A 24,716-nucleotide genomic window follows, 5' to 3' on the forward strand; every position below is an offset into this window, starting at 1 on the left:
ACATTTTAATGGCTGGTTATACTCAGTACTGCTCTTGCGATTCCTGTTAATTTTATATTAACAATCAATTATTTATAGAAAGGTTAAATTAAAGGATAGTTTATAATTTTTTTGATTAATTGGCGGATATTGCTCTTAAATTCTGCACTTTGCCAATAAATGGATATTTTCTATTTAACACTTTCTTCATAATTAACCTCAGCTAACACTATGCTTAAACACTTACTTTGCTGTTTTTTGCTGGTAATTACTGCAGCCGGACCACTCTGGGCGCAAAACCGACAAATAACGGGTACTCTGCGCGATGAGCAGGGCCAGGCCATATCCGGAGCAAACGTGGTTATCAAAGGAACCACACGGGGCACTACTACCGATGCCGTAGGGGAATTTAAACTGTCGGTACCAAATGAAGCAACTACACTAACGGTGTCATCCGTAGGGTATACCGGAAAGGATGTAGCTGTTTCATCGAGCCAAAGCCAGCTTAGCGTAACGCTGGTAAGCGATGATCGGGTGCTGGGCGAAGTGGTCGTAACGGCCCTGGGAATCAAGCGGGAAGCCAAAGCATTGAGCTATGCTACCCAGACGATCAAACCCGCCCAGATCAATGAAGTTCGCGACGGTAATGTGCTGAATACCCTACAGGGTAAAATTGCGGGTGCGTATATCACCCAGGGTTCGGGCGGGCCGGGTACGGGTTCGCGTATTGTCTTGCGCGGTAACCGCTCCATTCAGGGTACGAACAATGCCCTGATGGTGGTTGATGGCGTTCCGATCAACAATAGCACGTTTGGACAGGCTACCAGCGACTTCGGCAGCGTGGCCAACTCGGATGGTGCGTCGAACATTAACCCCGACGATATTGAAAACGTAACGGTTCTGCGTGGGGCATCGGCTGCCGCGCTCTACGGTAGTCAGGCTGCCAACGGTGTTATTCTGATTACGACCAAGCGGGGTAAAGCAGGCCGGGTGTCGGTCGATGTGAACTCCGGCGTTTCTATCGACAAACCCTTTGCACTGCCAATGGTGCAGAACCAGTTCGGACAGGGCATTGGCGGTAAACTGGACCCTGCCGTTGGTGCGAGCTGGGGCGCAGCCATGACGGGCCAGTCGTATACCAACTATCTTGGTAACGCCGATACGTACACGGCACAGCCCAACAACATTCGTGACTTCTTCCGTACGGCTGTGAGTTTTAACAACTCTATCGGTATTACGGGTGGTTCAGAAAAATCGCAGACGTATTTGTCGTACACCAACAACGCGTTGCAGGGAACGGTGCCAGGTAATGATCTGATGCGCCATACCATCAACCTGCGGTTGTCGAACCAGATCAGCTCGAAGTTTTCGACCGATGCGAAAATCACGTACATCAATCAGTCGGTGGTGAACAAACCCCGGACGGGTGAGGAAAACGCGCCTGTGATTGACCTATACCAGATTCCCCGTAACGTTGGTATCGCTACGGCACAGAACTACCAGGCTCCCAATGCGTTTGGCCTGCCAACGCCAACCGCCTGGCCGTCAACGCTGTCGTCGATCTACCAAAATCCTTACTGGGTGACCAATCAAACGGCCATCAATCAATACCGCGACCGGGTGATCGGGTTTATCCTGGCGAAGTACCAGCTAACCGACTTCCTGAGCATTCAGGGACGGGCCAACCTCGACAAGTATTTCGATAAAAACGAAGAAAGCTACGGACAGGGCACGATTTTGTGGGCCAACCAAGCGGGGGGTAAATTCGCCCGGAATAACATTGTGAATACCCAAAGCTGGTATGACCTGTTGATCGAGGGTAAAAATAAACTTAGTTCAGACCTCACCATCGACTATCAGGCCGGGGCTATTATTCAGGATACCCGCTTTCAATCGACCAATGCCACGGCAGACGGTCTGAACGTACCGAACCGGTATAACCTGAACTTTGGTACCAACCAGACGCTCGGCGATGATTATTCACGTGTGCAAACACAATCGTTGTTCGGGCAGGCGTCGCTGGCTTGGCGGGATGCTATTTTCATCAATGCCAGTTTGCGCAATGACTGGTCCTCGACCTTACCAAAGCCTTACTCGTTCCAGTACCCATCGGTTGGTGCATCGGTTGTGTTATCTGATCTGCTGAAACTTTCGGGGCCCCTGTCGTTCCTGAAAATCAATGGCTCCTTTGCGCAGGTAGGTAACGGAGCGTCGCCGTATCTGCTGCAGACAAACTACTCCTACAGCCAGGGTGCCGGTTCCGGATTCATTAGCCGGGATGGTACACAGGCCATTGGTAACCTGAAACCTGAGATCACGAAAAGTCTGGAATTTGGTGTCGATGCCCGCTTCTTCAGCAACCGCATTGGCGCTACGGTTACCGCCTATAAAACCAACTCGATCAACCAGTTGCTGAAACTTGGGCTGGCACCTGCTTCAGGATTCAGCGACCAGTACATCAACGCGGGCGATATCCGGAACATGGGTCTTGAAGTAGTTATTAACGGAACGGCTATCAAAACCGATCGGTTGACCTGGGATCTGACGCTGAACATGGGCCTGAACCGGAACAAAATCGTGAGCCTTTCGCCCGATATAAAAACGGCTTTCCTTTCCGGCGGCTATGGCCGGTCGGCATCGCCGATTGTGCAGGAGGGTGGCGCTTATGGTGATATCGTATCCTATCGCTGGGCGAAAGATGCCAATGGTCAATACATGATTGGTTCTCAATCAAACAGTACGACCGTTTCGGAGGCATCGGTTGTGTCCACAGGCTTGCCTGTGGCTACGAAAGAGCAGGAGTTTATTGGGAACTTCAACCCAAAAATGCTTCTGGGCTTTACAAACACATTTACGTTCAAGGGCTTCTCGCTTCGCTTCCTAGTCGATGCCCGTTTAGGCGGTATAGCCGTTTCGGGTACGGAAATGAACCTGGCGTTCAGCGGTATTCCGGAAGTAACGGCACTGAACCGGGCCGGTGGCTGGGTATTGCCGGGTGTTACGGCTGGCGTTGCCGGTGCCGATGGCGTTACCATGATTGGTGCGGGTAAAACGAATTCGCAGGCGATTACGGCCGAGCAATTCTGGCAGACGGTATCGGGCAAACGCTACGGATGGGGTGAATTTTTTGCCTACGATGCTACCAACGTTCGCCTTCGGGAGATTTCGATCGGCTACGGCATTCCGGTACCTTCGAATTCCTTCATCAAGTCGGCTCGTTTGTCGTTCGTGGCGCGTAACTTATTCTGGATTTATCGCGGTAGTTCCCTACTGGATATTCCCGGTATTGGCAAACGCAAGATGTGGTTTGATCCTGACGTTAACATTAGTAACGGTAACTTCCAGGGCGTTGAATACGGTACCCTGCCATCGAACCGGAGCCTCGGTCTGAACCTGAAACTTTCTTTTTAACCTGAAACTATCGTCAATTATGACATCCTATAAAACGATATTACGGCAGACAGTTGTGGCGGCCTGCCTTTCGGCCCCTTTGTTCTGGGCTGTTGGTTGTACCAAGAATTTCGACGAGATAAACACCAACCAAACCAAGATCACCATTATCGGTGCTGGCGAAATTCCGTATCTTTTCTCGAAAGCGCAATCGGCAGCCACGCTCCCCGGTGGCAATTATCAGGTTGGTCAGAACCTCTTTTCTGACCAGTATGCCCAGTATTTCGCCTGCGTCGCTACGTATTTCCCATCCGATCGGTTCGTAATTCGGATGGACTGGCTGGGCGGTCCCTGGACGTCGCTTTACACGCAGGTCGTTCCCCAGTTGAAAACGATTATGTCGAGTACAGACGCCAACTCGGCCGAGTACGCACTGGCCAGTATCTGGTGGGTATATTCGTTTCACCGCTGGACAGATTACGTCGGACCTATCCCGTATTTCAAAGCGGGCGATCCGGCCACATCGGTACCCTATGACGCGCAGGACAAAATCTACGATGATTTCTTCAAACGTCTGGCCGCTGCCACGACGGTGTTGAAAGCCAAGACGACCGAAAAACCCTTTGGTGCTTTTGACTTGGTGTATGGCGGTGACGCGAACAAATGGATAAAATTTGCCAATACGCTTCGCCTGCGGTTAGCCTTACGTATCTCGAAAGTCGACCCTGCCCGTGCCAAAACAGAAGCTGAAGCGGCTGTGGCTGGTGGTGTATTGACAACCAGCCCCGACGACGATGCACTCGTTCAACGCAGTACCAAAGGTGGCGACAACAACGGTCTGGCTATCATGTCGGACTGGAACGAGTTTCGGATGAGTGCCGCTATGGAATCGGTGCTGAAAGGCTACGAAGATCCACGGTTGCCAACCTACTTTATGCCCGCTGTAAAAACCAACACCTACGAAGGGCTACGGAACGGGCTGGGTACAACGCAGCTAACTGAGACCGTCAATACGGCTGATTATAATTCGCACGTGGGGGCGCGCTGGACGTCAACCGGATTAGGAACGGCTCAAAACGTGATGGCCACGGCTGAGTCGTATTTCCTGCGTGCCGAAGGGGCGTTGAACGGCTGGGCTATGGGTGGTACGGCTAAGGATTTTTACAACAAAGGCATTGCCATGTCGATGGCCCAATGGGGTGTATCCGACGCTGCTGCTGTTACGGCTTACCAGAACAGCGCGAAAACGCCCGTTGCGCCAAACGATTTCCTGAAGTCGGCACCCTTAAGCAACATTCCGGTAGCCTGGGGCGGCACCGAAGCCATTCAGCGTGAGCAGATTGGTACCCAGAAATGGCTGGCTATTTTCCCGGATGGGTTTGAAGGCTGGGCCGAATACCGCCGGACGCGCTTTCCAAAACTATACCCCGTCGTTAGTTCGGATAACCCGGATATTCCAGCCGGTGGTGTACTGCGTCGTATCCCGATTCTGTTGGTTGAACAGCAAACCAACGCCGTTGAAGCCAAAAAAGGGGCAGCCTTATTGGGCGGACCCGACAAGGTGACTACGCCATTATGGTGGGATAAGAACTAAGTTTTTTTAAATCTATTCAACACAGAGATACGGAGGGTATCACAGAGAATACGGAGAAGACTTCTCTGTTATCTCCGTGCTGTTCTCCGTATCTCTGTGTTTACATTCACGCTATGAAATCCATAGGCTATTCGTTTCTCTTCCTGATTGTTTTCGCGTCCTGCGACAGCCAGGATACGCTGTTTGAGAAATTGCCCTCGGCCCAAACCAATATCACGTTCAAAAATGCACTGGAAGAAGCCCCCGATTTTAATGTACTGAAATACGGCTATTTCTACAACGGTGGGGGCGTAGCTGCGGCTGATTTTAATAATGATGGCTTGACGGATTTGTACTTCACGGGCAATCTAAGTCCCAACAAACTCTATCTGAATAAAACCGAACCCGGTTCCGGCAAACTAACTTTCGACGATATCACTGAAAAAGCCGGTGTTGGGGCTGCTGATGGCTGGAACACGGGCGTCTCGGTCGTTGACATCAATGCCGATGGCTGGCTCGATCTGTATGTGTGCCGATCAGCCGCTACAGACGCCAGACTGCGCCGTAATCTGCTCTTCATCAATAATAAAGATTTCCGGGATGGAGGTCCAACATTTACGGAGAAAGCCGCCGAGTATGGTCTCGATGATCCGGCGTATTCAACCCAGGCCGCTTTCTTCGATTACGATCGGGATGGCGATCTGGATTGCTTTCTGCTCAATCACTCGGTGCAGGAGTATGCGGGTTTTAGCCGCATGATCAGCGATTTCAAACAGCAAACGAACGCCAATTATGCCAGCAAACTTTACCAGAATCAGAACGGTAAGTTTGTGGATGTGTCGGCCTCGGCGGGCATGGTTTCCAACGTGCTGAGCTTTGGACTGGCCGTGGCTGTAACCGATTTCAACAACGATGGCTGGCTCGATTTCTATGTCTCCAACGATTACAACGAGAACGATTATCTCTACATCAACCAGCAGGATGGAAAATTCAAGGAGGTCGTTCGGGATGCTATGGGCCACACGTCGCTCTATTCGATGGGGTCCGATGCCGCCGATGTGAACAACGACGGTCGAATCGACCTGCTCACGCTCGACATGCTCCCCGAACGCAATGAGCGCATCAAATTGACTTCTGGTGATGACAATTACGACAAGTATACCCAGTTGCTCCGGTCGGGTTTCCACCACCAGACCATGCGCAATATGCTTCAGTTGAATGTGGGCGAGGAGGGAGGAAAGGGAGTAGGGGGAGGAAAGGGACGAGAGGAAAAAAACAGCAGCAATTCCCTCTCGTCCCTTTCTTCCCCTTCCTCCCCCTCTTCCCTTCCCCTTTTCAGCGAAATTGGCCAGATGGCGGGCATTTCCAATACCGACTGGAGCTGGGCGGGGTTATTTGCCGATTTCGATAATGATGGCTGGAAAGATCTGTTCGTGACCAACGGCTATGCCCGCGATTATACCAACATGGAGTTCCTGAAGTTCACGATGGATGAGCAGTTGAAAGCGCGTCAACCGGGAGCTCAACCGACTTCGATGGACCCTATGGCCGTAATCGCCAAGATGCCGAGCATCAATGAGCCGAACTTCATATACCGAAATTCGGGGAAGCTGACTTTTACGAACGAAACCAAAGACTGGGGATTTGACGAGCCAACGCAGTCAAACGGGGCGGTGTATGCTGATTTAGACAACGATGGTGACCTGGACTTAGTCATCAACAACGTGAATGCCGAAGCAGGTATCTACGAAAACCATTCCGACAAAAAAGCACAGAATCACCATTTATCACTTCAACTAAAAAGCCCGAATCCTGCCTACCTGATGGGCGCACGGGCAACCGTCTGGGCTGGTGGACGGATGCAGGCGCAGGACTTCATGCCGGTACGGGGTTTTCAGTCGGCCATGTACGGCCCGTTGCTGTTTGGGTTAGGTAAAGCAACATCTGTCGATTCGGTGTCGATTCGCTGGGCCGATGGGAAAACACAGTTTGTGCGGCCCAAAGCAGGTAACCAACTCACGATTACCTATGCGCCAACGACTGATACCCCTTCGTCTGTTTTGCAAACGCCCTTTTGGCAGGCTATCAGTGGACTGAACTGGACGCATCAGCAGGAGTCTATCAATGATTTCAAAATTCAGCCTTTGCTGCCGTATATGCTGTCGCCAACGGGGCCTTATTTTGCCGTTGGCGATGTGAATGGGGATGGACGCGACGATGTGTTTGCCGGTGGCGGACGCGGTCAGGGTGGGCAAGTGCTGATTGGCGGCACTAGCGGCTTTACGCCTATGTCTCAACCCGCATTGCTTGCCGACCGGGCTTGTGAAGACGCTGGAGCGGACTGGGTTGATGTAGATGGTGACAAGGATCTGGATTTGGTTGTGAGTAGCGCTGGCTACGAACTCCCCGTTGACGACGCCCGGTTGCAAGTCCGCCTGTACCTGAACGATGGCAAAGGACACCTGACGAAAGCACCGAATTTCCCCAATTTACAGGTGAGCGCATCCTGCGTTCGGTCGGGCGATGTGGATGGCGATGGCGACCTCGACCTGTTCATTGGCGCTCGGGTGGTGCCGGGTAACTACCCTGAAACACCCGTTAGTCACCTCTTGATAAATGATGGGAAAGGGCGTTTCTCGGATGTGACTGGTCAGCAACCCGCGCTGGCTCAGCTTGGCATGGTTACGGATGCCGCGCTTGCCGATCTTACCCGCGACGGTCGGCCGGAGTTGATTGTGGCTACCGACTTTGGTCCGGTACAGGCTTTCTCGTTTCAACAGGGACAACTGCAACGGCTCAACAATGGACTCTCGGCCATAACGGGTTGCTGGAATCGGTTGTTGGTTCAGGATTTCGATAAAGACGGCAATCCCGACATAATAGCGGCCAACGCTGGTCTGAACAGCCAGTTTCAGGCTACTGATGATCGGCCGTTGACGCTGTACGGGATTAAAAACGTGGCCGGGAATTTACTGCCTATCCTATCAGGCTACGACCGGAATAACAAAGCCGACAAACAGCCGCACCCGTTCAACGCACGCGATGAAATGCTTGATCAAGTGGTGAGCTTGCGGAAGAAATTCACCGATTACACCACTTATTCGAAGGCTAATATTACTGATTTATTTGAGCCGGACGAGCTGAAACGGGCGCAGAAACTTGACGCAACGACCCTACAAACGGTGTTGTTCCGCAATAGTGGCGGAACAAATGCCAAATTTACCAGCCAGCCGTTACCCATTGAAGCCCAGATGGCTCCGGCTTATGCGCTAGCGGCTATCGATGTCAATCGCGATGGATTACCCGACTTAATTATTGGCGGAAATCGCGAGTACAACCGTGTTCGGTTAGGCAAGGACGATGCCAATCGGGGGCAATTGTTCCTGAATCAGGGGAAAGGGCGTTTCACTTATGTGCCAATGGCGCAATCGGGCTTAGAGTGGAACGGCGATGTGCGTGACATTACTCCTGTACAGGTGGCCGGGCGTACCGAGTTATTGATTGGGACTACGGGGCAAGCTGTGCGGGTGTTTGAGTTGGTGAGGTGATGGACCGGTTTACCACACAATTTAATTTTGACAATTTTATAATTTACCCATGATTAACCTTACCACCTACTATCCACCAGTCTTTTTACTATGATTTTCTGATATTAACTGTTAATTTTCCTCTTACAAAAAAGCGGAGTATTTTGGATCAGCGACATCGTATTATCGAAGAGAACGAATACTTACTAGAACTCTGGCACAAAGCAAAAGCCGGAGATAAGGTGGCCTTTTGCCAACTCGCCGAGAAACAGTACCGCTCCTTATTTGCCTACGCCACCAATTTCACGGAAGATCGGGACTTTATAAAAGATTCGATACAGGAAATTTTCATCCGAATCTGGGAGAAACGGGCTACGATTGACATTCAGTATGTGTCGATTTACCTGTTCAAATCGCTTCGTAATCAGCTCTTGCAGGAATTTCGCCGGAGCAAGCCTGAACGCTCATCCCTGCACAGTCCAGAAGTAAGTGAACTGTCTGACTGGCAAACGATTGAAACCGAAATAGAACAGGGCGAAACCGATTCAGAAAGCCAGCATAAAGTCCGGCAAGCTATCAATACGTTGCCGAAACGCCAGCAGGAAGTCGTTTTTCTGAAGTTTTACAACGGGCTTGAAAACGACCAGATTGCCGCATTAATGGAAATAAACCGCCAATCGGTGGCCAACCTGTTATACAAAGCGCTTGGGGCGCTCAAAAGCCAGATGGCTTTTTATCAATTCTGGTTGATGGTAAGTTTTATGGCCTGGTAACGCGGACATCTTGTCCGCGTAGCCGTAGGCTAACTAGGTGAAATCTTATTTTAGCCTACGGCTACGCGGACAAGATGTCCGCGCTACTTCTGTTGCATAGCCCACTCCCGGCCCGGCGTGTCGACGCGGAAGGTCTCCATATTGCCCTGATCCTGCAACGTAATATAGGCAGTGCGGCCATCTTTGCCGCCAAACGCAATATTGGTTGGCTTTTGACCCGTCAGCGTTATCTCCTGAATCACCTTCCCTGCGGGCGATACTTTTGCAACGGTGCCTTTGCCGTATCGTACAATGTACAGGTTTCCGGTAGCGTCGCAACGCATACCATCCATGCCGAAGTCAGGAAATTCGATGAGTAACCGCTTGTTGCTCACCTGACCACTCGCTGATAAATCATACACCCAAACCTTACGCTGAGCCGACTCATTGACGTATAGTTTTTTGTTGTCAGGGCTTACTTCAATGCCGTTGGTGGTGCCCATATTGGCTTCGAGCAGCGTCACTTTTCCATCGGTATCAATGCGCCAGATATTGCCGGTATTTTCTTTCCAGTTTGGGTCGCTGGCATACAGTCGACCTTTGCTGTCGATAGCAATATCGTTGGGCTGGTTCATGCGGGCTTCATGAGCGAAAACGCTTAGCTTTTTCGTGCCCATAACCACTTTAAGGATGTTGTGCTTTGGGTAATCGGCAATGAACATATCGCCCGCTTTATTGAAGCGAATCCCATTGCCAATGCTGCCTTCGGGTAACTCCACAAACACGCTCGCCTGTCCGGTAGGGGTGATCTGTCCAATCGTACCCTGCTTGCCAAAATTTACGGCGTAGATCGTTCCTGCTTTATCAACCGCCGGTCCTTCGACTCCCGATGTAAACCCATTAACTGGCGTAAAAACGCTGGATTTGAAGAGGTCATCCGAAACAGACATACGACTTGCCGATAAGAACAGGATGCTAATAATCAGAAGAGTAAAAGTAATAAATGGGGTTATGCGAGTTGACATATGTGTTGATCGTTTCTGGCGCGAGCATTTGCTCGTGCCAGTTTATGAAGTCAGTATTCACTGACGCAAGCGAATGCTTGCTTTATTCAAAGGCACGAGCAAATGCTCGCGCCAGACGCGAAAAATCACTACGATCTCGGTTGCTGCGTTACGACAACCGGGTTGGCTATGCCGTTCAGGTCATACACAATTTTGCCTTTGCGAATGGTCATTTCGCATTCCAGCTTTTGTTTGCCCTCGATCTTATGGCCAGTATAATCAAAGAAACCGAAATAACCGGTATCCCGCACCTCAAATTTGCCCTCATGCAGGTTCAGAATCGCCACATCGGCCACGGAACCAACGGACAAACTGCCCAATTCTGGACGCTTAATGGCTTGTGCCGGACTCCAGGTGCTGGCTTTAATAACGCTTTGTAAATTCATACCCATTGCCATAAACTTCGACATGACATTGAGCATATCCTTCATGGCGTTGTTCATGCTGCCGGTATGAATATCGGTGCTGATCGTGTTGGGGTAAAAGCCGCTCTTGAGAGCCGGGATCGCTTGCGAAAACGCGAAGCTGATGCCGCCATAGCCCACATCAAAAATGATCCCTTTCTTCTGGGCTTCCCATACAAACGGCTTCACTTTATTAGTCGTCACATCCAGAATGGGCTCCCGCGTCTTCAACTGGCCAAAGCAATGCGTGAAGATATCGCCCGGACGAAGCCGCTTCAGAAATAAGTCTTCAATAGACAGGGTTGGGGTGCTGCCGCCGAAGTCGATCATAACGGGAACGTTAGCCAGCTTTCCGGCTTCCACAGCGCGGTCGGTGGGTGTCCAGTCGTAGCCGTTGAAATGGGCTAACTTTACGCCTACAACCAGTTCGGGGTACTTCTTCGCCATGTCGGCGGTTTGTTTGGCGTCCATGTCATTGACATTTTGCTCAAACGTTCCACCCCGCATACCGCTCCCGACAATGTTTAGGAGGGCCAGCACACGCGTCTGCGATCGGTCGATGGTTTGTTCTTTGAATGTTTCAAAATCGCGCCAGCCCGAACAACCCGCATCCACAATGGTCGTTACGCCGTTGCGGAAGGTGAAGCCATCGGGCGGGAGTGCGTTGGGACCGTTGCTATAGGTCTGGTCGAGATTTGTGCCAAAAAAGACGTGCGTGTGAATGTCGATGATACCGGGTGTCACGTACAATCCTTTGGCATCAACCACCTGAACCGCCCCTTTGGGATCAATAGATTTGGCAACAAGCGCAATTTTGCCATCGGCAATGGCGACGTCCATGATGCCATTGATATTGTTTTTCGGGTCGATCACATGCCCGCCTTTGATAACGACGCTGTACGGTTGCGCGACGACAAGTTGACTCAGCGCATAGCAAAGGGAGAAGAGAATTAGGAAGGTTTTTTTCATAGTTGAGGGGAGTAGCGCGGACATCTTGTCCGTGTAGCCGCAGGCTTGAATTGTTACGGCTACACGGACAAGATATCCGCGCTACATTACACAGCTGCTTTTGTCAATTCATCTTTTATGCGTTTGGCCACTATTTTTTCCTGGCCGGGCTTCAACATCCAGACGGTTACACCGATGTTGCTGGGGCCGCTGCCACCGACTTCAATCGAGGGGTCGCCTTTGCGTAGATTTTCCTGTAACTCTTTGCCCGTGATGTGCAGTTTCGCGGGGTCCCACGAGATACGTAAGGTTGGCGTATGGTTACCTAGTGGCGGCACGTGGACTTCGGTCGTTACGCCGTTGACTGTTTTGACCGTGTTTTCGATATGGGCCGTGTTTTCTTCCCACATCCTCCATACTTTGTCGTGGTCTTCATTGATAAACCGCTCCAGGGCAACATACATCCCCAGAATTTCCTCTTTGTTGACCTTCATACCCCGCCCTATATTGAACCCACGGGGTGGCATATGCAGACGAGCCGCCGATATGATGTCTTTTTTGCCCATCAGTAACCCGGCACTCTGCGGACCGCGCATGGCTTTGCCGCCCGAAATGACGACAAAATGAAAGCCCATATCGTTGAATTTCCAGAGGTTTTCGACGGGCGGCACATCGGCGGCAATGTCGATGGACGTTGGAATGTTGTGTTTCTTCCCCAAGGCTACCCATTCTTCGTGCATGATCTTGCCTTTGTCGGCTTCGATGTGCAGAAAGTGCATCAGGGCGGTTTTCTCGTTGATGGCCTTCTCCACGTCTTCGGCTGTTTCGACAACCACAATTTTACAGCCTGTGTTGGTTAGAGCATGGTTGTAAACAATGTCGTGGGCTTTCTGGCAGATAACCTCGGTTTTCATGCCGGTGCCCTCCAGATGGGGCAGCATCTCTACTTTTTTCTGATCCATTCCGGTCAGAATTCCCGCCAGTCCGAGGGTCATACCGGAGAAGGCCCCTGAGGTGACAACGGCCGCTTCGGAGTGAACCATCTGCGCGATTTTCACCCCGACTTTGTCCTGAATTTCGTCGAGCAGACAAAATTCTTTCGCGCCATAATTAATGGCATCCAGTACCTCGTCGTGCATCAACGAGCCGGTCATGTAGGTGAGTGTGCCAGCCGCATTGATGAACGTGCGTATGCCGAACTCTTTGAACAGGTCGCGTTTGGGCGTGGGTTTGGCTTCGGCCTCAAGCGATAGAGGAAGTCCGCCCACCAATCCGCCTAAAATGGGGACGCTCGAAAGGCGTTTGATGAGTTTGCGTCTGCTTAACATGGGAAGGGAAACGGTTAAGAGTTTTGTTTTTGGAAGCTGTCGCGTGGCGTCCATGCTACAGAATTAGATATACGCGATGCAATCCATTTCAACTAGTGAATCGCCCGGAACACCGCCATAAACGGCAACTGTTGTACGAACGGGAGGCTTTTTGCCAAAGCGGCCTTTGTAGACTTCGTTCATGCCTTTGTAGTCGTTGAGGTCGTGCAGGAATACGCTTACTTTCAGGACTTTCTCCATCGATGAGCCTGCCTTGATGAGTTCTTTCTCAAGCTCCTTCAGTACCTCATCGGTGTGCACTTTAATGTCGCCCTCTTTGTGATAGCCTTTGCCCGCTACAAACACCAGGTTGCCCATTTTGGTAGAACCTGAGAATAATGGAACATCATCCTGCATGACCACGTTGAAGACTTCTTTTTCGGCGGCAGCTTCGGTAACAGGTGCAGCGATGGTCTTGCTGGCAGCACCCAACCCAACGATACCGGCGGCAGATGCGAAAAGGCGTTTAAGAATAGAACGGCGTTGTGTTTCCATGAGAAATTGACCTGGTTAATTGTTATCGTTTGCTTTTTAAAGTAGGCTTACGTTTTGGGGTATTCTCTTTCCGCTCCTGCTGGTTGATCGCCAGCCGGACTTCATTGACCTCGGCCGCGCTGATGCTATCGGCCGTGTTGCCGAAGTTCTGCCGGATGTGGGTCAATACTTCAGAAAGCTCCTCATCTTTCAGGAAGCTGTGTTGCGGCATGGCGTTGTTATACGATTGTCCTTTGACCTCAATGGGACCTTCCAGACCTTTTAGTAGCACTGAAATCAGCTTTTTCTTATCGCCCGTTACCCATTCCGAACCGGCTAAAGGTGGAAACCGCTGCGAATCGCCAAGGCCGTTGCGCTGGTGGCAAGCCGAGCAGTAAACGCCATAAACTTTACCGCCTGCCACAGGTCGGTCTCTGTCCAGATCGTCCGTAATACTATCCGGGTCGCGGATGTTCGAAAGGGTTTTACGCTTTTCCATCTGGGCCAACTGAGCCGCACCAAAGGTCTGTTTGTTGCCTTTGTAAGTCACACGCCAGATCTTCCCTTTCTCTGTTTCGGCGAAATACAGCGAGCCATCTGGCCCCATAGCAACACCCATTGGGCGATAGGCTGCATCGCTTACGTTCACGATTGGGTCGACCCCAGCAAAGCCATCGGCAAAGACTTCCCAATCGCTGGACAGCGTGCCCTTTTTAGCGGGGACGAAGCCAATAAAATAACCCGCCTGCGGATAGGGAGCCCGGTTTGTGGAACCATGAAAAGCAATAAATGCCCCGTTTTTATACCGCTCTGGGAAGCCATTCGTGGCGTTGGTGCCCTGATAAAACAGGATGTCGTTGGGTGCCCAGTGCGCAGGAAAGCCAATTAGCGGCTTTTCATAATCGCCACAACGGCCAACCAGTTTTCCATCGCCCCCATATTCGGGATTGAGGAGTTTTTTACCCTGAATCTGATCGTAATAGCAATAGGGCCAGCCGCCATGCATACCGTCTTTCACCTGGAAAAGCTCTTCAGCCGGAAACACGGCACTTTGCCACGGACTGTATTTTTCAGCCCATAACATCAGTAAATCATCGCGTCCGTGCTGAAGTGCATATAAACTATTATTGGCCGGGTTCCAGTCCATGCCCACCACGCTCCGCAGGCCGGTGGCGTAACGATACCCGTCTTTCTGGGTCTGATCGGTTTTGTTGGCATCGAACCGCCAGATGCCGCCATGATCTTCCAGCATCGGGCAGGGGTCAATACCGGCCATGTTGGGCGTCCGATTTTTGGGCTGACATCCGTTAGAAGCCGCTCCGAAGGCAACGTAAATATGGCCGTCATTGTCGAAGGTAACGGGTTTGGCAATGTGTTCGTGCAGTCCGTGTTTGTGGTCGTCGGTCAGGATAGTTTCCATTGGACTACTGGGCACCAGCTCACCCGGCTTGAGTTTGTAGCGAAACACGTTTAGCTCAGAACTGAAATACAGGTAACCGTTGTAGATGCGCATGGCGGTTCCATAAGCTCGCTCCTTACCGATACCGCCGAACGTTTTGATGATGTCGGCCCGACCATCGCCATTCGTATCCCGCAACGCGATAACCGATTCGTCTTTGTTTCGCGCGAAGCGGGCTTTCACATAAATGTCGCCGTTTTCATTGACAGCCAGGTGCCGGGCGCGACCAGGAAGGCTATCGACAACGACCGTAGCTTCAAAGCCTTCGGGCAGAAAAAGCCCACCGTTGGCTTCGGTCTGAATGGGCAGTCCATTTTTTGTCGCCCGCTGCGTAAATCCGACAAAAGCCAGTAGGGCGAGGATAAGGCCTTTGATGTAAAATTTTGTCATTGGAGTTGAGAGTAAAAAAAGGGTTAAAAATTACCACCCCCGGTTTACCACCCCCAACCCCCTCCTAAAACAGGAGGGGGCTATGCCAAAGGGGATTCCACTCTCGGTTCCACTTATAATAGGAGGGAACTAGAACAAGAATACCCCGTTACAAAGCCCCCTCCTGTTTTAGGAGGGGGTTGGGGGTGGTCCGACCGGGGACGGTAAACTCACTTCGAATCAGCTATGCCAATCCCATTCAAATCATACACGACTTTGCCACCTTTGATGGTCATTTCGCATTCGAATTTCTGCTTGCCCATCATTTTATAGCCTGTTTTGTCATAAAAGCCGAATGTTCCCTGCCGCATTGAGAAAATAGCTACGTCGGCAATGGCGCCCACTGACAAGTGCCCCAGGTTTTCGCGGTGAATTACCTGTGCCGGAGTCCAGGTGCTGGCTTTAATGACACTTGGAATATCTTCGCCCATCGCCACGAATTTGGACATGATGCTGAGCATATCTTTCATAGAGCCGTTCATGCTGCCGGTGTGCAGATCGGTGCTGATTGTTGTTGGATAAAACTTGGCTTTGATGGCTGGAATCGCCTGTGAGTAGTTGAAGCTGGCCCCTCCATACCCCACGTCGAATACGATTCCTTTTTTGCGGGCTGCCCAGGCAAATGGCTTCACCGTTTTGGTCGCTTCGTCTACAATTGTCTCCCGGACATTGCCTTCCAGCAGGGTATAGGCATGGGTGAAAATATCGCCCGGACGGAGGTGCTTCATGAATAGCTCTTCGAGCGATAGGGGTGGGTTGTTACCGCCAAAGTCAATGATAACGGGCATATCGGCCAGTTTTCCGGCGGCTACTGCATGATCGACGGGTGCCCAGCTTGGTCCCTGAAAGTGGGCAACTTTAAAGCCGACCACGTCATTTTTGTTTTCGAGCGCGACCTTAGCGGCCATCTTGGGGTCCATGTCGGTGGTGTCCTGCTCGAAAACGCCCCCGCGCATACCTTCGCCAACGATGTTCATGAACGACAGAACGCGTGTCTTCGATGTAAAAATGATGTTCTTCTTGAACGTTTCGAAGGACTTCCACCCAGCACCACCCGCATCGACAATGGTGGTTACGCCTACGCGAAAGGTGAACCCGTCCGGCGATACCGCCACAAGTCCATTGCTGAGATAGTGGTCAGGTTCGGTGCCATAAAACACGTGCCCGTGAATGTCGATCAGGCCGGGTGTTACATACATACCCTTGGCATCGACAACCTGTTTGGCCTGTTTTGCATCAATCGACTTCGCTACCTGCGTCACCTTTCCATCGGTGATAGCCACGTCCATAATGGCGTCGATGTTGTTTTTCGGGTCAATCAAATGCCCGCCTTTTATGACGATGCTGTATGGCTGCGCCAGGGCGGAAAGGCTGAGGAAGGAGAGTAGGAATAGAAAAAGGTATCTGTTCTTCATGGGTAAAGGGTATCTGGTATGTAGCGAGTAGCGCGGACATCCTGTCCGCGTAGCCGTAGGCTAAAATACGGCTTGAGATGGTTAGCCTACGGCTACGCGGACAAGATGTCCGCGCTACTCGTTACACGGCTGCTTTCGTAAATTCTTCTTTCAGCCTTGCCGCTACGATCTTATCTTGGCCGGGCTTCAGCATCCATGTCGTCATACTGATGCCAGTTGGTTCGCCGACGACTTCGATGGATGGGTTTCCATTACGTAGATTTTCCTGTAATGTTTTGGTAGTCAGGTTGATCTTGCCCGTATCCCAGGTGACGCGCATCGTCGGTGTGTGATTGCCTAAGGGTGGCGCATAGGTTTCGACGGTGATACCGTTGATACCTTTCACCGCCCCCGAAATGGTGGCTACCCGGTCTTCCAGTATTTTCCACTCTTTCTGATGATCGGTGGCGATGAATTTGTCGAGGGCGACGTACATCCCCAAGATTTCTTCTTTGTTGACTTTCATGCCCCGGCCAATGGTCGACCCGCGTGGCGGCATACTGAGCCGGGCGGCTGCGATGTACTGCTTTTTGCCCATCAACAAGCCAGCACTTTGTGGACCGCGCATGGCTTTACCACCCGATACGCAGACCAGATCGAACCCCATGTCATTGAATTTCCAGAGATTTTCAACGGGAGGCACATCGGCGGCAATGTCGATCATGGTAGGGATATTGTGCTTCTTGCCCAGATTTACCCATTCCTGATGCTGAATTTTACCCTTATCGGACTGGATGTTCAGGAACCAGAGCAAGGCAGTTTTGTCGTTTATCGCTTTCTCGGCTTCTTCCAGCGTTTCTACCTGAATGATTTTACAACCCGTATTAGTCAGGGCGTGCGAATAGCCAATGTTGTGCGCTTTTTGGGCAATCACTTCCGATTTCATATCGGTGCCTTCGAGGTGCGGGAGTAGTTCCACTTTTTTCTGATCCATGCCCGTAAGCACGCCCGCCAGCCCCAGCGTCATGGCCGAGAAACAGCCCGCCGTAACCACCGCCGATTCGGCATGAGTCAGGGCGGCAATTTTTTCGCCCACTTTGGTCTGCACATCATCGAGCATGACGAACTCTTTCGACGATGCATTGATCGTTTCAACAACGTCATCTTCCATGAGCGAACCCGTCATGGCGGTGTAAGTGCCAGCTGCGTTGATGAACGTGCGGAGACCTAATTCTTTCAGTACATTCCGTGAAGCAGCTTTGGCCGGAGCCGCCAAAACCGATTGCAAAGGAACTGCACTACCAAAAAGACCGCCGAGTAACGGCATCGCCGATAGGTGTTTAATGAGGGTTCTTCTATTGATCATGATGAAATAGATGTTAAAAATTTTAATGTTCACTCAAAAACGAGCGTTCCGAACTTTTTGAATTCGTGGAAACTGCCACTTGTCTTTTGCCAAGACCAGGTTTGGTATCCCTCGTCATAATCAATGCGGTAGAGATTGCCTCGCCAGGTTGTTCCGGACGTTGGTGCCGCCGAAACGATAGGGTTTAACAAACTATACGGGATAAAAAACTCAGCCATCCAGCCCTTTATCGTCGCCTTGCTTACCTTATCTCCACCCTGAATACTGGTCGCGTGCTGCACCTTCGATTTGCCGGTGTAATTCCAAGGTTTCCAGCCCATGAATTTCCCATTCAGATTCGGCACCAGAATAGGTAGTTCGTAATTCAAGGGTGAAACTTCGTACTCAAAATAAATGGGAACTGACTCATCGGGCCAGAGGAAAACTTCCACCACGTCTTCAGTATACAACGCCCCAAAATCTTCCTGAATAGTTGCCGTCAATTTTTCATCTTCACACTGAAACAGGAAGTAAATGCCCGTGCCTGAATATAGCGTTTTTGTCTTCGTTGCTAAGGTTCGCCCCGCCGATTCCTGAACGGTTATGGGCACCCAATCTGTCTTCGCCCACGCGCTGTTATCGCCAGTTCCGTTCACCTGAAAATCGTCGGTCTTTCGGATACGCAAGTGCGTTTGATCGCTGGTTTGGGCATTGATAGACATGTGGCTGAATCCGAGTAAAGTAGCTAAAGTGAGCGTGGTGAATTTCATTGATTGTATGTTTTGTACCGAACAGCTTCCAGCTGTTTGAGCCGAAGGCTAACAATGTCGCTACCTTATTAGCCGCTTCGCGACTCAAACAGCTGGAAGCTGTTTGGTACGGAACTCACTATACATACGCGACACAGTCAATTTCGACCCATGAGTTGCCCGGCACGCCAGCATGGACGGCTACCGTTGTGCGCACAGGCGGGTTTTTGCCAAACCGGCCTTTATAAACCTCATTCATCGCTTTGTAATCCTTGAGGTCGTGCAACAGCACATTCACTTTCAAAACCTTTTCCATCGACGAACCCGCTTTGATCAGTTCCTTCTCAATCTCCTTAAGCACATGGTCGGTGTGCGAACGGATGTCCCCTTCGAAGTGAGCCCCCGCCCCCGACACAAATACCAGATTACCCAACTTGGTCGAGCCTGAATACAGCGGGATGTCATCCTGCGCTACAACTCCCGTTACTTCCTTTTCGAGCGTTGGCTCAGCCAGAGCTCGGGTAGATGTACCAAGTCCGGCAACACCGGCGATGGAAGTAAAAAGGCGTTTTAAGAGGAATCGGCGTTGTGTTTTCATGAATCGGTTAAAAAAGGGAAAGGGAGTTTTTTTAGAACTTACTCTAAAATTAACCTACTGCCTGTCAATTTATTAAAAAATATTAGAAACGTGTTGGTCTTGTGGTTTAGTTGGTGTGGTGTCAGGTTCAGGAACACCACACCAATCAAATCAACACTCAATTACTTGTCCCACCAGACAACGCTGGAAAGCGTGTTTGTGCCGCCCTGACGGGTACGCGCGTCAAGGAAATTAGTTTTGTTGTAGGTTTCTTCTGAATCGGGGATAACAAAGCGGGTCGGGATTTTGCCGCCGGTGAGGTTCCCCGGATAGTTCGTTGGCGTGAGAGCCGGATAGCCTGTACGGCGCCAGTTGGAGAAGATCTCGTATTCATCTTCCAGAAAGAGCGACACCCATTTTTGCGTCTGGATCTGTTCCATTTGCTGCGCCACCGTGCCGCTGGTTTTGTAAGGATTGGCCGTTAGGTAAGCGTTGATACGAGCGTCGGAAATGGTGCCGCCGGTTCCGAACAATGCCCACTGCCGCATACCGGCTTTAACGGCATTGGGATAGGCTACCGCAGCCGTAGTTCCGCTGGCCCAGCCGCGTACCGAGGCCTCCGCCAGTAACAGGTTCGTTTCGGCATTTCCCAGAACGATCAGCGGGCTGCTGTACTTCAAGAGCGTGTTGGGGTTTGGCTCCGAGAACGAATTGAAGTTGGCCGGTAAGTTGTTGTAGGCCGCGTTTGGCATGCCGCTTTGGAGGGCCGTTGTCGTATCAGCTGTGAAGGTTTTACCATCGGTAGTCGTCCAGACAATGGAAATCACGTTCAGACGTGGGTCTTTGGTATTCTTCAAATAGTCGATAAACGTTTTGGCATACTTGCCGCCTTCTACATTGTCGCCACCGGGTGTAACGTAGTCGGTGCTGATCAGGCCGTTGGCGATGAAGTTACGGCTGGCCGTCTGCGAACCGTCGACATAGGCAATGACTGCCCGGTCGGCATCGTCCAGAATGACACCCCCGGCAATGGCTTTTTCACTCCAGGTTTTGGCCAGAGCCGGGTCCACTTCGGTCAGGCGCATACCCAGGCGCAGCATCAGCGTGTAGGCAAATTTCTTCCACTTGGTAATGTCACCGCTATACATCAGGTCGGCCGTGCCGAAGGTCGCTTTGCTGGCGTCGAAAGCCGAAATCGATTCGTCAAGCTCTTTCAGCAGATCGGCGTAAATGGCTTGTTGCGTATCGTATTTGGGGCTGTAGTTTTTGTTAGAAAGGGCCTTCCCTGCGTCGAAATAGGGAATATCGCCATACATGTCCGTCAACCGGTGGAACATATACGCTTTCCAGATGCGAGCCGCCGACAGTTTATTGACATCGAGCGGACTGGTCGACACGGCGTCGATAACCTGGCGAATGGAAATGACAGCTCCCTGTCCGGCCAGGGTTCCGGCGTAGGCGCTCCAGTTGCCGGTCGAGTAGCTATAATTGAAGTATTTGTCGCCTGCTGCCGGTACTTCCTTATAGGTTGCGAACTGCTGCATCGACTGGCCAATGGTCAGGTAAGCGGCTCCGGTAAAGTTGGTGCTTACCCCGTCGAGCTGGGCTCTGGTGAATAGATAGCCAGGCACAACTTCAGAATATTTATTCGGGTCCACGTTCATCTCTTCGAAACCTTTGTCGCAGGCCGATAAGAGTAGACACAGTGGAGCTATATACAGTATTTTTTGGATCAGATTGTTCATCGTCAGCATGTTAGTTGGTTAGAATTTCACCATTAAGTTGACCCCGAGGCTTCTGGTTCTGGGTACGCCAAACGCTTCCAGACCCTGTGCATTGGTGCTGGTATAGCCCGACTCCGGATCGAAATACTGATTCTTTTTGTCTTTGTAGAGAATGGCCAGATTACGCGCCACGAACGAAATCGTTGCCGATTGCAGCTTCAGGAAGGGCAATTTGCTGACAGGCAGGTTGTAGCTCAGAATCACCTGACGAAGCTTCACGAAGTCGTTGTTGAACATGAATATGGAGGTGTAGTTCTTGTCGTTGTCGTAGTACGTATCGACTTCTTCTTTCGCCCATGTTTTGCTGTATGGGTTCCCCTCCGGCGTTACGCCCGTAACGGTGATACCGGTTTCACGACCCGGAAGCGTCTCCTGTGGCAGACCAAACCGATACGCATACTGGTACAGGTTCGAGTAAACGATGCTGCCGAATTTGCCATCGACCAGGATGTTCAGCGAGAAGTTTTTGTAACGGAAATTGTTGGTGATCCCCATCGTTAGTGGCGGGGTACCCTGTCCAATTTCTTGCAGATCACCCCGCACGGCGTAGCCGCTGGCCGTATTGAAAACAACATTACCACTGGCGTCAGTTTTTTTACTGTATCCCCAAACGGTACCATACGGTCTGTCCAGAACGTTCCGTACCAGTCCGCCACCAACACCAGTGCCCACGTCGATACCGGTTATGCCATCGGCAAGCCGTTCGATTTTGCTTTTGTTGTAGGCCATGTTGTAGCTAACATCCCAGGTAAAAGGGCCCTTGCTAACGGGCGTTCCGGTCAGCAGCAACTCAACACCCTTGTTGCTCAGCACACCCACGTTCAAGAGCGCAGAGGTATAACCCGACGAAAGGGCGATGTTGGACGTTACGATATCGTCGGTTGTTTTCCGGTTGTAGAGCGTCAGGTCAATACCCAGGCGGTTATTCAGGAATTTGGCTTCGAAACCGCCTTCGTAGGTGGTTGAGGTTAGCGGTTTCAGGTCGGGGTTTGGCACCTGCGACGAAGACAGAACCTGTACCGGACGGCCATTATGACCACCCTGCTGCATTGAATAGTACTGGTAAATCTGATACGCATTCACGGTAGCACCACCGACCTGTGCCCATGAGGCCCGTAGTTTGGCAAAGCTGATGGCTTTCGGCAAACGCATCGCATCCGTTAAAATCAACGAGCCTCCAACGGATGGGTAAAAGATGCTGTTGCTCTTTGGATTCAACACCGAGAACCAGTCCTGCCGACCGGACAGGGTCAGGTAGGCCACGTTTTTATACCCGAAATCGGCCGACGCGAATACCGAATTAATGGCACTCTTCAGGTAGGTTGGGGTGGTTGTCGAGGTCGCCAGGTTGGTGTAGCTGTAAAAATACGGCACCGTAAATTCGCTACCCGCAATAACGGTCTGATCGAAAATGCTCCGCTGGGCGTTGAGTCCCGCCAGCGCCGAGAAGCTTATGTTATTAAAATTGGTATTGTAGTTCAGCGTCAGCATGCCGTTGGTTTCCGACGAGGTCGTTTTCCGGGCTTCATACGTACCCAGCGGCTGATAGGCGTTGTTGGTTGGCTGGACATACTCCGACGAGAAACTATAGTAATCCTGGCTCACACTGCCTTTGAGGAACAGGTTGTCGAGAATGTCGTAGCGGATGCTTCCCTGGCTGATGAACCGGTGTTTAACGTCATTATTTTTGAATTTATTAATGACGAAATACGGGTTTGGTGCGGCAGGTACCGGGTTCCATTCCATCTCTTTGCCCGTTACTGGGTCATAACCCGGTGCCAGACTGCGAATGTCGACCACGTTGGCAATCAGGTAAGTAGCCCAGTGAGGGTTGAAATCGGCATACCCAACTTTAGGGCGGTTTGTGCCTTCTTCCACGTTGTACTGAAACACGGTTTCAACGCTCAGTTTTTTGCCCAGAAAGGCATTCATGCTGAGGTTCGCAATGCGTCGGGCAAACGAGGAGTTCGGTACGATGCTGTTCGATTGTGTATTGTTCAGACCCAGCCGAAAGTTCATCGTCTCGCTGCCACCGGTAAAGGCAATCGAGTTGATGTAGTTGCTCCCGGTGCGGTAGAAGTTCTTCAGGTTATCTTTCTGGGGCGAGTAAGGGTGCAATTGGCCGTCGACCTGAATGGTAGGCAGACCATCCATCCGGGCACCGTACGAAAGCCGTCCTGTACTTTTTGCCTCCGTAATGGTGGTTGGTTTTTTGCCATCCACCCCCTGGCCATATTCATACTGCCAGTTCGGAATTACGGCGATATCTTCAAAGGTGGTGTTGCTGTTAACCTCCACACCGATTCCTTTCTGGGAACGTCCTTTTTTGGTGGTGATAAGAATGACACCGTTGGAGGCACGGGCCCCGTAAAGGGCTGCCGCCGGGCCGCCTTTCAATACGCTGATCGACTCGATATCGTCCGGGTTTATTCCGCCGATACCATCGCCCCGGTCCACGTTCATACCGTTGCCATCGGCTGCGGTGCCACCTGGCGTGCTGTTGTCCATCGGCATCCCGTTGATGACGTACAAGGGCTGGTTGTTTCCGTTCAGGGAGCCATTACCGCGGATAATGATCCGGCTTGAGCCGCCGGGGCCGGTGGCCATACCGGTTGCGTTTACCCCGGCAATTTTACCGGTCAGTGCATTGGCAACGTTGTTTTCACGGGCCTGGGTAAGCTCGTTTCCTTTCACTTCGGTAACGGCGTAGGAGAGGGCTTTTTTCTCCCGTGCAATACCAAACGCAGTAACCACCACTTCGCCGAGGGTACTGGCTTCCGGAACCAGACTTACCGACAGGTTACTCTGACTGCCCACGGTGACCTCCTGACGTTTGTAGCCCACAAAACTGAACACCAGTACGGCCGGTACGCCGTCGCGGCCCTGATCGGGAATGTCCAGCGAAAATGTGCCATCGGCAACGGTAGTTGTTCCCTTTTGGGTTTCTTTCAATACGACACTTACGCCAGGCAGTGTGGCTCCTTTTTCGTCGAGAACGACCCCGGTTATTTTGCGTTTTGGGGCTTCCTGTTTTGTTGCCGACTGGCCATTCGACTGCGACTCCTGCCGCTTCAGGATAATACGTTCTTGGAAAACCTCGTAGGCAACCTGATAGGGCGAAAGAACCCGGTTGAGTACGTCGGAAAGTGATTCGTTCTGGAATTTATAATTGAGTTTACGCTCTGGCCCGAAGATTTGCGGGTTGTACAAAAACTTGACGTGCGTGACTGTCTCGATCTTGTCCAACACCTTTTCCACATCGGCGTTGGTCATCTGGAAGGTAACTTTTTGCTCAAGCACCTTCTGTCCATTTACCACGTGGGCATGGACCAGGGTCACGAAAGCGACAGAAAGAAAGGCCTGGTAAAATCCAATGCGCATGATTTTCTGTAGTGTCTTTTGACAAAGTACTCGTTTTGACATAGTTTTGGCTTTTGTCGGGTGAAAAATTCGGCACAATGATGTCCCACTCCGCATTATTGCGGATATCGTAATGAGCTT

The 24,716-nt window shown here is 51.3% G+C and carries 15 protein-coding genes; 4 read left to right on the forward strand and 11 right to left on the reverse strand.

Annotated features, from left to right (window positions below):
• Positions 1-210: 210 nt before the first annotated feature.
• The 4 genes from CWM47_RS22140 to CWM47_RS22155 all read left to right on the forward strand — a co-directional run bounded on the left by CWM47_RS22140 (position 211) and on the right by CWM47_RS22155 (position 9,242).
• Positions 211-3,390 (forward strand): SusC/RagA family TonB-linked outer membrane protein, encoded by a 3,180-nt coding sequence (locus CWM47_RS22140; RefSeq protein WP_100990370.1) that lies wholly within the window; start codon positions 211-213, stop codon positions 3,388-3,390.
• A 19-nt stretch (positions 3,391-3,409) separates the two neighbouring features.
• Positions 3,410-4,963, forward strand: a complete 1,554-nt coding sequence (locus CWM47_RS22145; protein WP_100990371.1) for a SusD/RagB family nutrient-binding outer membrane lipoprotein — start codon at positions 3,410-3,412, stop codon at positions 4,961-4,963.
• Positions 4,964-5,076: 113 nt separating this feature from the next.
• Positions 5,077-8,490: an FG-GAP-like repeat-containing protein gene (locus CWM47_RS22150; protein WP_100990372.1), complete on the forward strand. Its 3,414-nt coding sequence runs from the start codon at positions 5,077-5,079 to the stop codon at positions 8,488-8,490.
• A 143-nt stretch (positions 8,491-8,633) separates the two neighbouring features.
• Positions 8,634-9,242, forward strand: a complete 609-nt coding sequence (locus tag CWM47_RS22155) for an RNA polymerase sigma factor (protein WP_100990373.1) — start codon at positions 8,634-8,636, stop codon at positions 9,240-9,242.
• Positions 9,243-9,325: 83 nt separating this feature from the next.
• Here the strand turns inward: CWM47_RS22155 and CWM47_RS22160 are convergent, their stop codons facing one another.
• The 11 genes from CWM47_RS22160 to CWM47_RS22210 all read right to left on the reverse strand — a co-directional run bounded on the left by CWM47_RS22160 (position 9,326) and on the right by CWM47_RS22210 (position 24,638).
• Positions 9,326-10,246: an SMP-30/gluconolactonase/LRE family protein gene (locus tag CWM47_RS22160; RefSeq protein WP_206170535.1), complete on the reverse strand. Its 921-nt coding sequence runs from the start codon at positions 10,244-10,246 to the stop codon at positions 9,326-9,328.
• Positions 10,247-10,374: 128 nt separating this feature from the next.
• Positions 10,375-11,658: an amidohydrolase/deacetylase family metallohydrolase gene (locus CWM47_RS22165; protein WP_100990374.1), complete on the reverse strand. Its 1,284-nt coding sequence runs from the start codon at positions 11,656-11,658 to the stop codon at positions 10,375-10,377.
• Between the two features lie 86 nt (positions 11,659-11,744).
• Positions 11,745-12,965: an aminotransferase class V-fold PLP-dependent enzyme gene (locus CWM47_RS22170; protein ID WP_100990375.1), complete on the reverse strand. Its 1,221-nt coding sequence runs from the start codon at positions 12,963-12,965 to the stop codon at positions 11,745-11,747.
• A 63-nt stretch (positions 12,966-13,028) separates the two neighbouring features.
• Positions 13,029-13,499 carry a RidA family protein gene (locus tag CWM47_RS22175; RefSeq protein WP_100990376.1) on the reverse strand — a complete coding sequence of 157 codons (471 nt, stop codon included), beginning with the start codon at positions 13,497-13,499 and terminating at the stop codon, positions 13,029-13,031.
• 22 nt (positions 13,500-13,521) lie between these two features.
• A complete protein-coding gene (locus CWM47_RS22180) occupies positions 13,522-15,327 on the reverse strand; it encodes a PQQ-dependent sugar dehydrogenase (protein ID WP_100990377.1) in 1,806 nt (601 codons plus the stop codon).
• Between the two features lie 209 nt (positions 15,328-15,536).
• On the reverse strand, positions 15,537-16,781 hold the full coding sequence (locus tag CWM47_RS22185) for an amidohydrolase/deacetylase family metallohydrolase (protein WP_100990378.1): 1,245 nt from the start codon (positions 16,779-16,781) through the stop codon (positions 15,537-15,539).
• Between the two features lie 121 nt (positions 16,782-16,902).
• Entirely contained in the window at positions 16,903-18,126 is a 1,224-nt protein-coding gene (locus tag CWM47_RS22190) for an aminotransferase class V-fold PLP-dependent enzyme (protein ID WP_100993991.1), read from the reverse strand.
• A gap of 29 nt (positions 18,127-18,155) precedes the next feature.
• A complete protein-coding gene (locus tag CWM47_RS22195; RefSeq protein WP_240625391.1) occupies positions 18,156-18,875 on the reverse strand; it encodes a carbohydrate-binding family 9-like protein in 720 nt (239 codons plus the stop codon).
• 118 nt (positions 18,876-18,993) lie between these two features.
• A complete protein-coding gene (locus tag CWM47_RS22200; RefSeq protein ID WP_100990379.1) occupies positions 18,994-19,452 on the reverse strand; it encodes a RidA family protein in 459 nt (152 codons plus the stop codon).
• A 161-nt stretch (positions 19,453-19,613) separates the two neighbouring features.
• Positions 19,614-21,176 carry a SusD/RagB family nutrient-binding outer membrane lipoprotein gene (locus CWM47_RS22205; RefSeq protein ID WP_100993993.1) on the reverse strand — a complete coding sequence of 521 codons (1,563 nt, stop codon included), beginning with the start codon at positions 21,174-21,176 and terminating at the stop codon, positions 19,614-19,616.
• A gap of 18 nt (positions 21,177-21,194) precedes the next feature.
• The gene (locus tag CWM47_RS22210) at positions 21,195-24,638 is read right to left on the reverse strand and encodes a SusC/RagA family TonB-linked outer membrane protein (RefSeq protein WP_100990380.1); all 3,444 of its coding nucleotides are present in this window, start codon (positions 24,636-24,638) and stop codon (positions 21,195-21,197) included.
• Between the last annotated feature and the right edge of the window lie 78 nt (positions 24,639-24,716).

Source organism: Spirosoma pollinicola (assembly GCF_002831565.1).
Taxonomy (GTDB): Bacteria; Bacteroidota; Bacteroidia; order Cytophagales; family Spirosomataceae; genus Spirosoma; species Spirosoma pollinicola.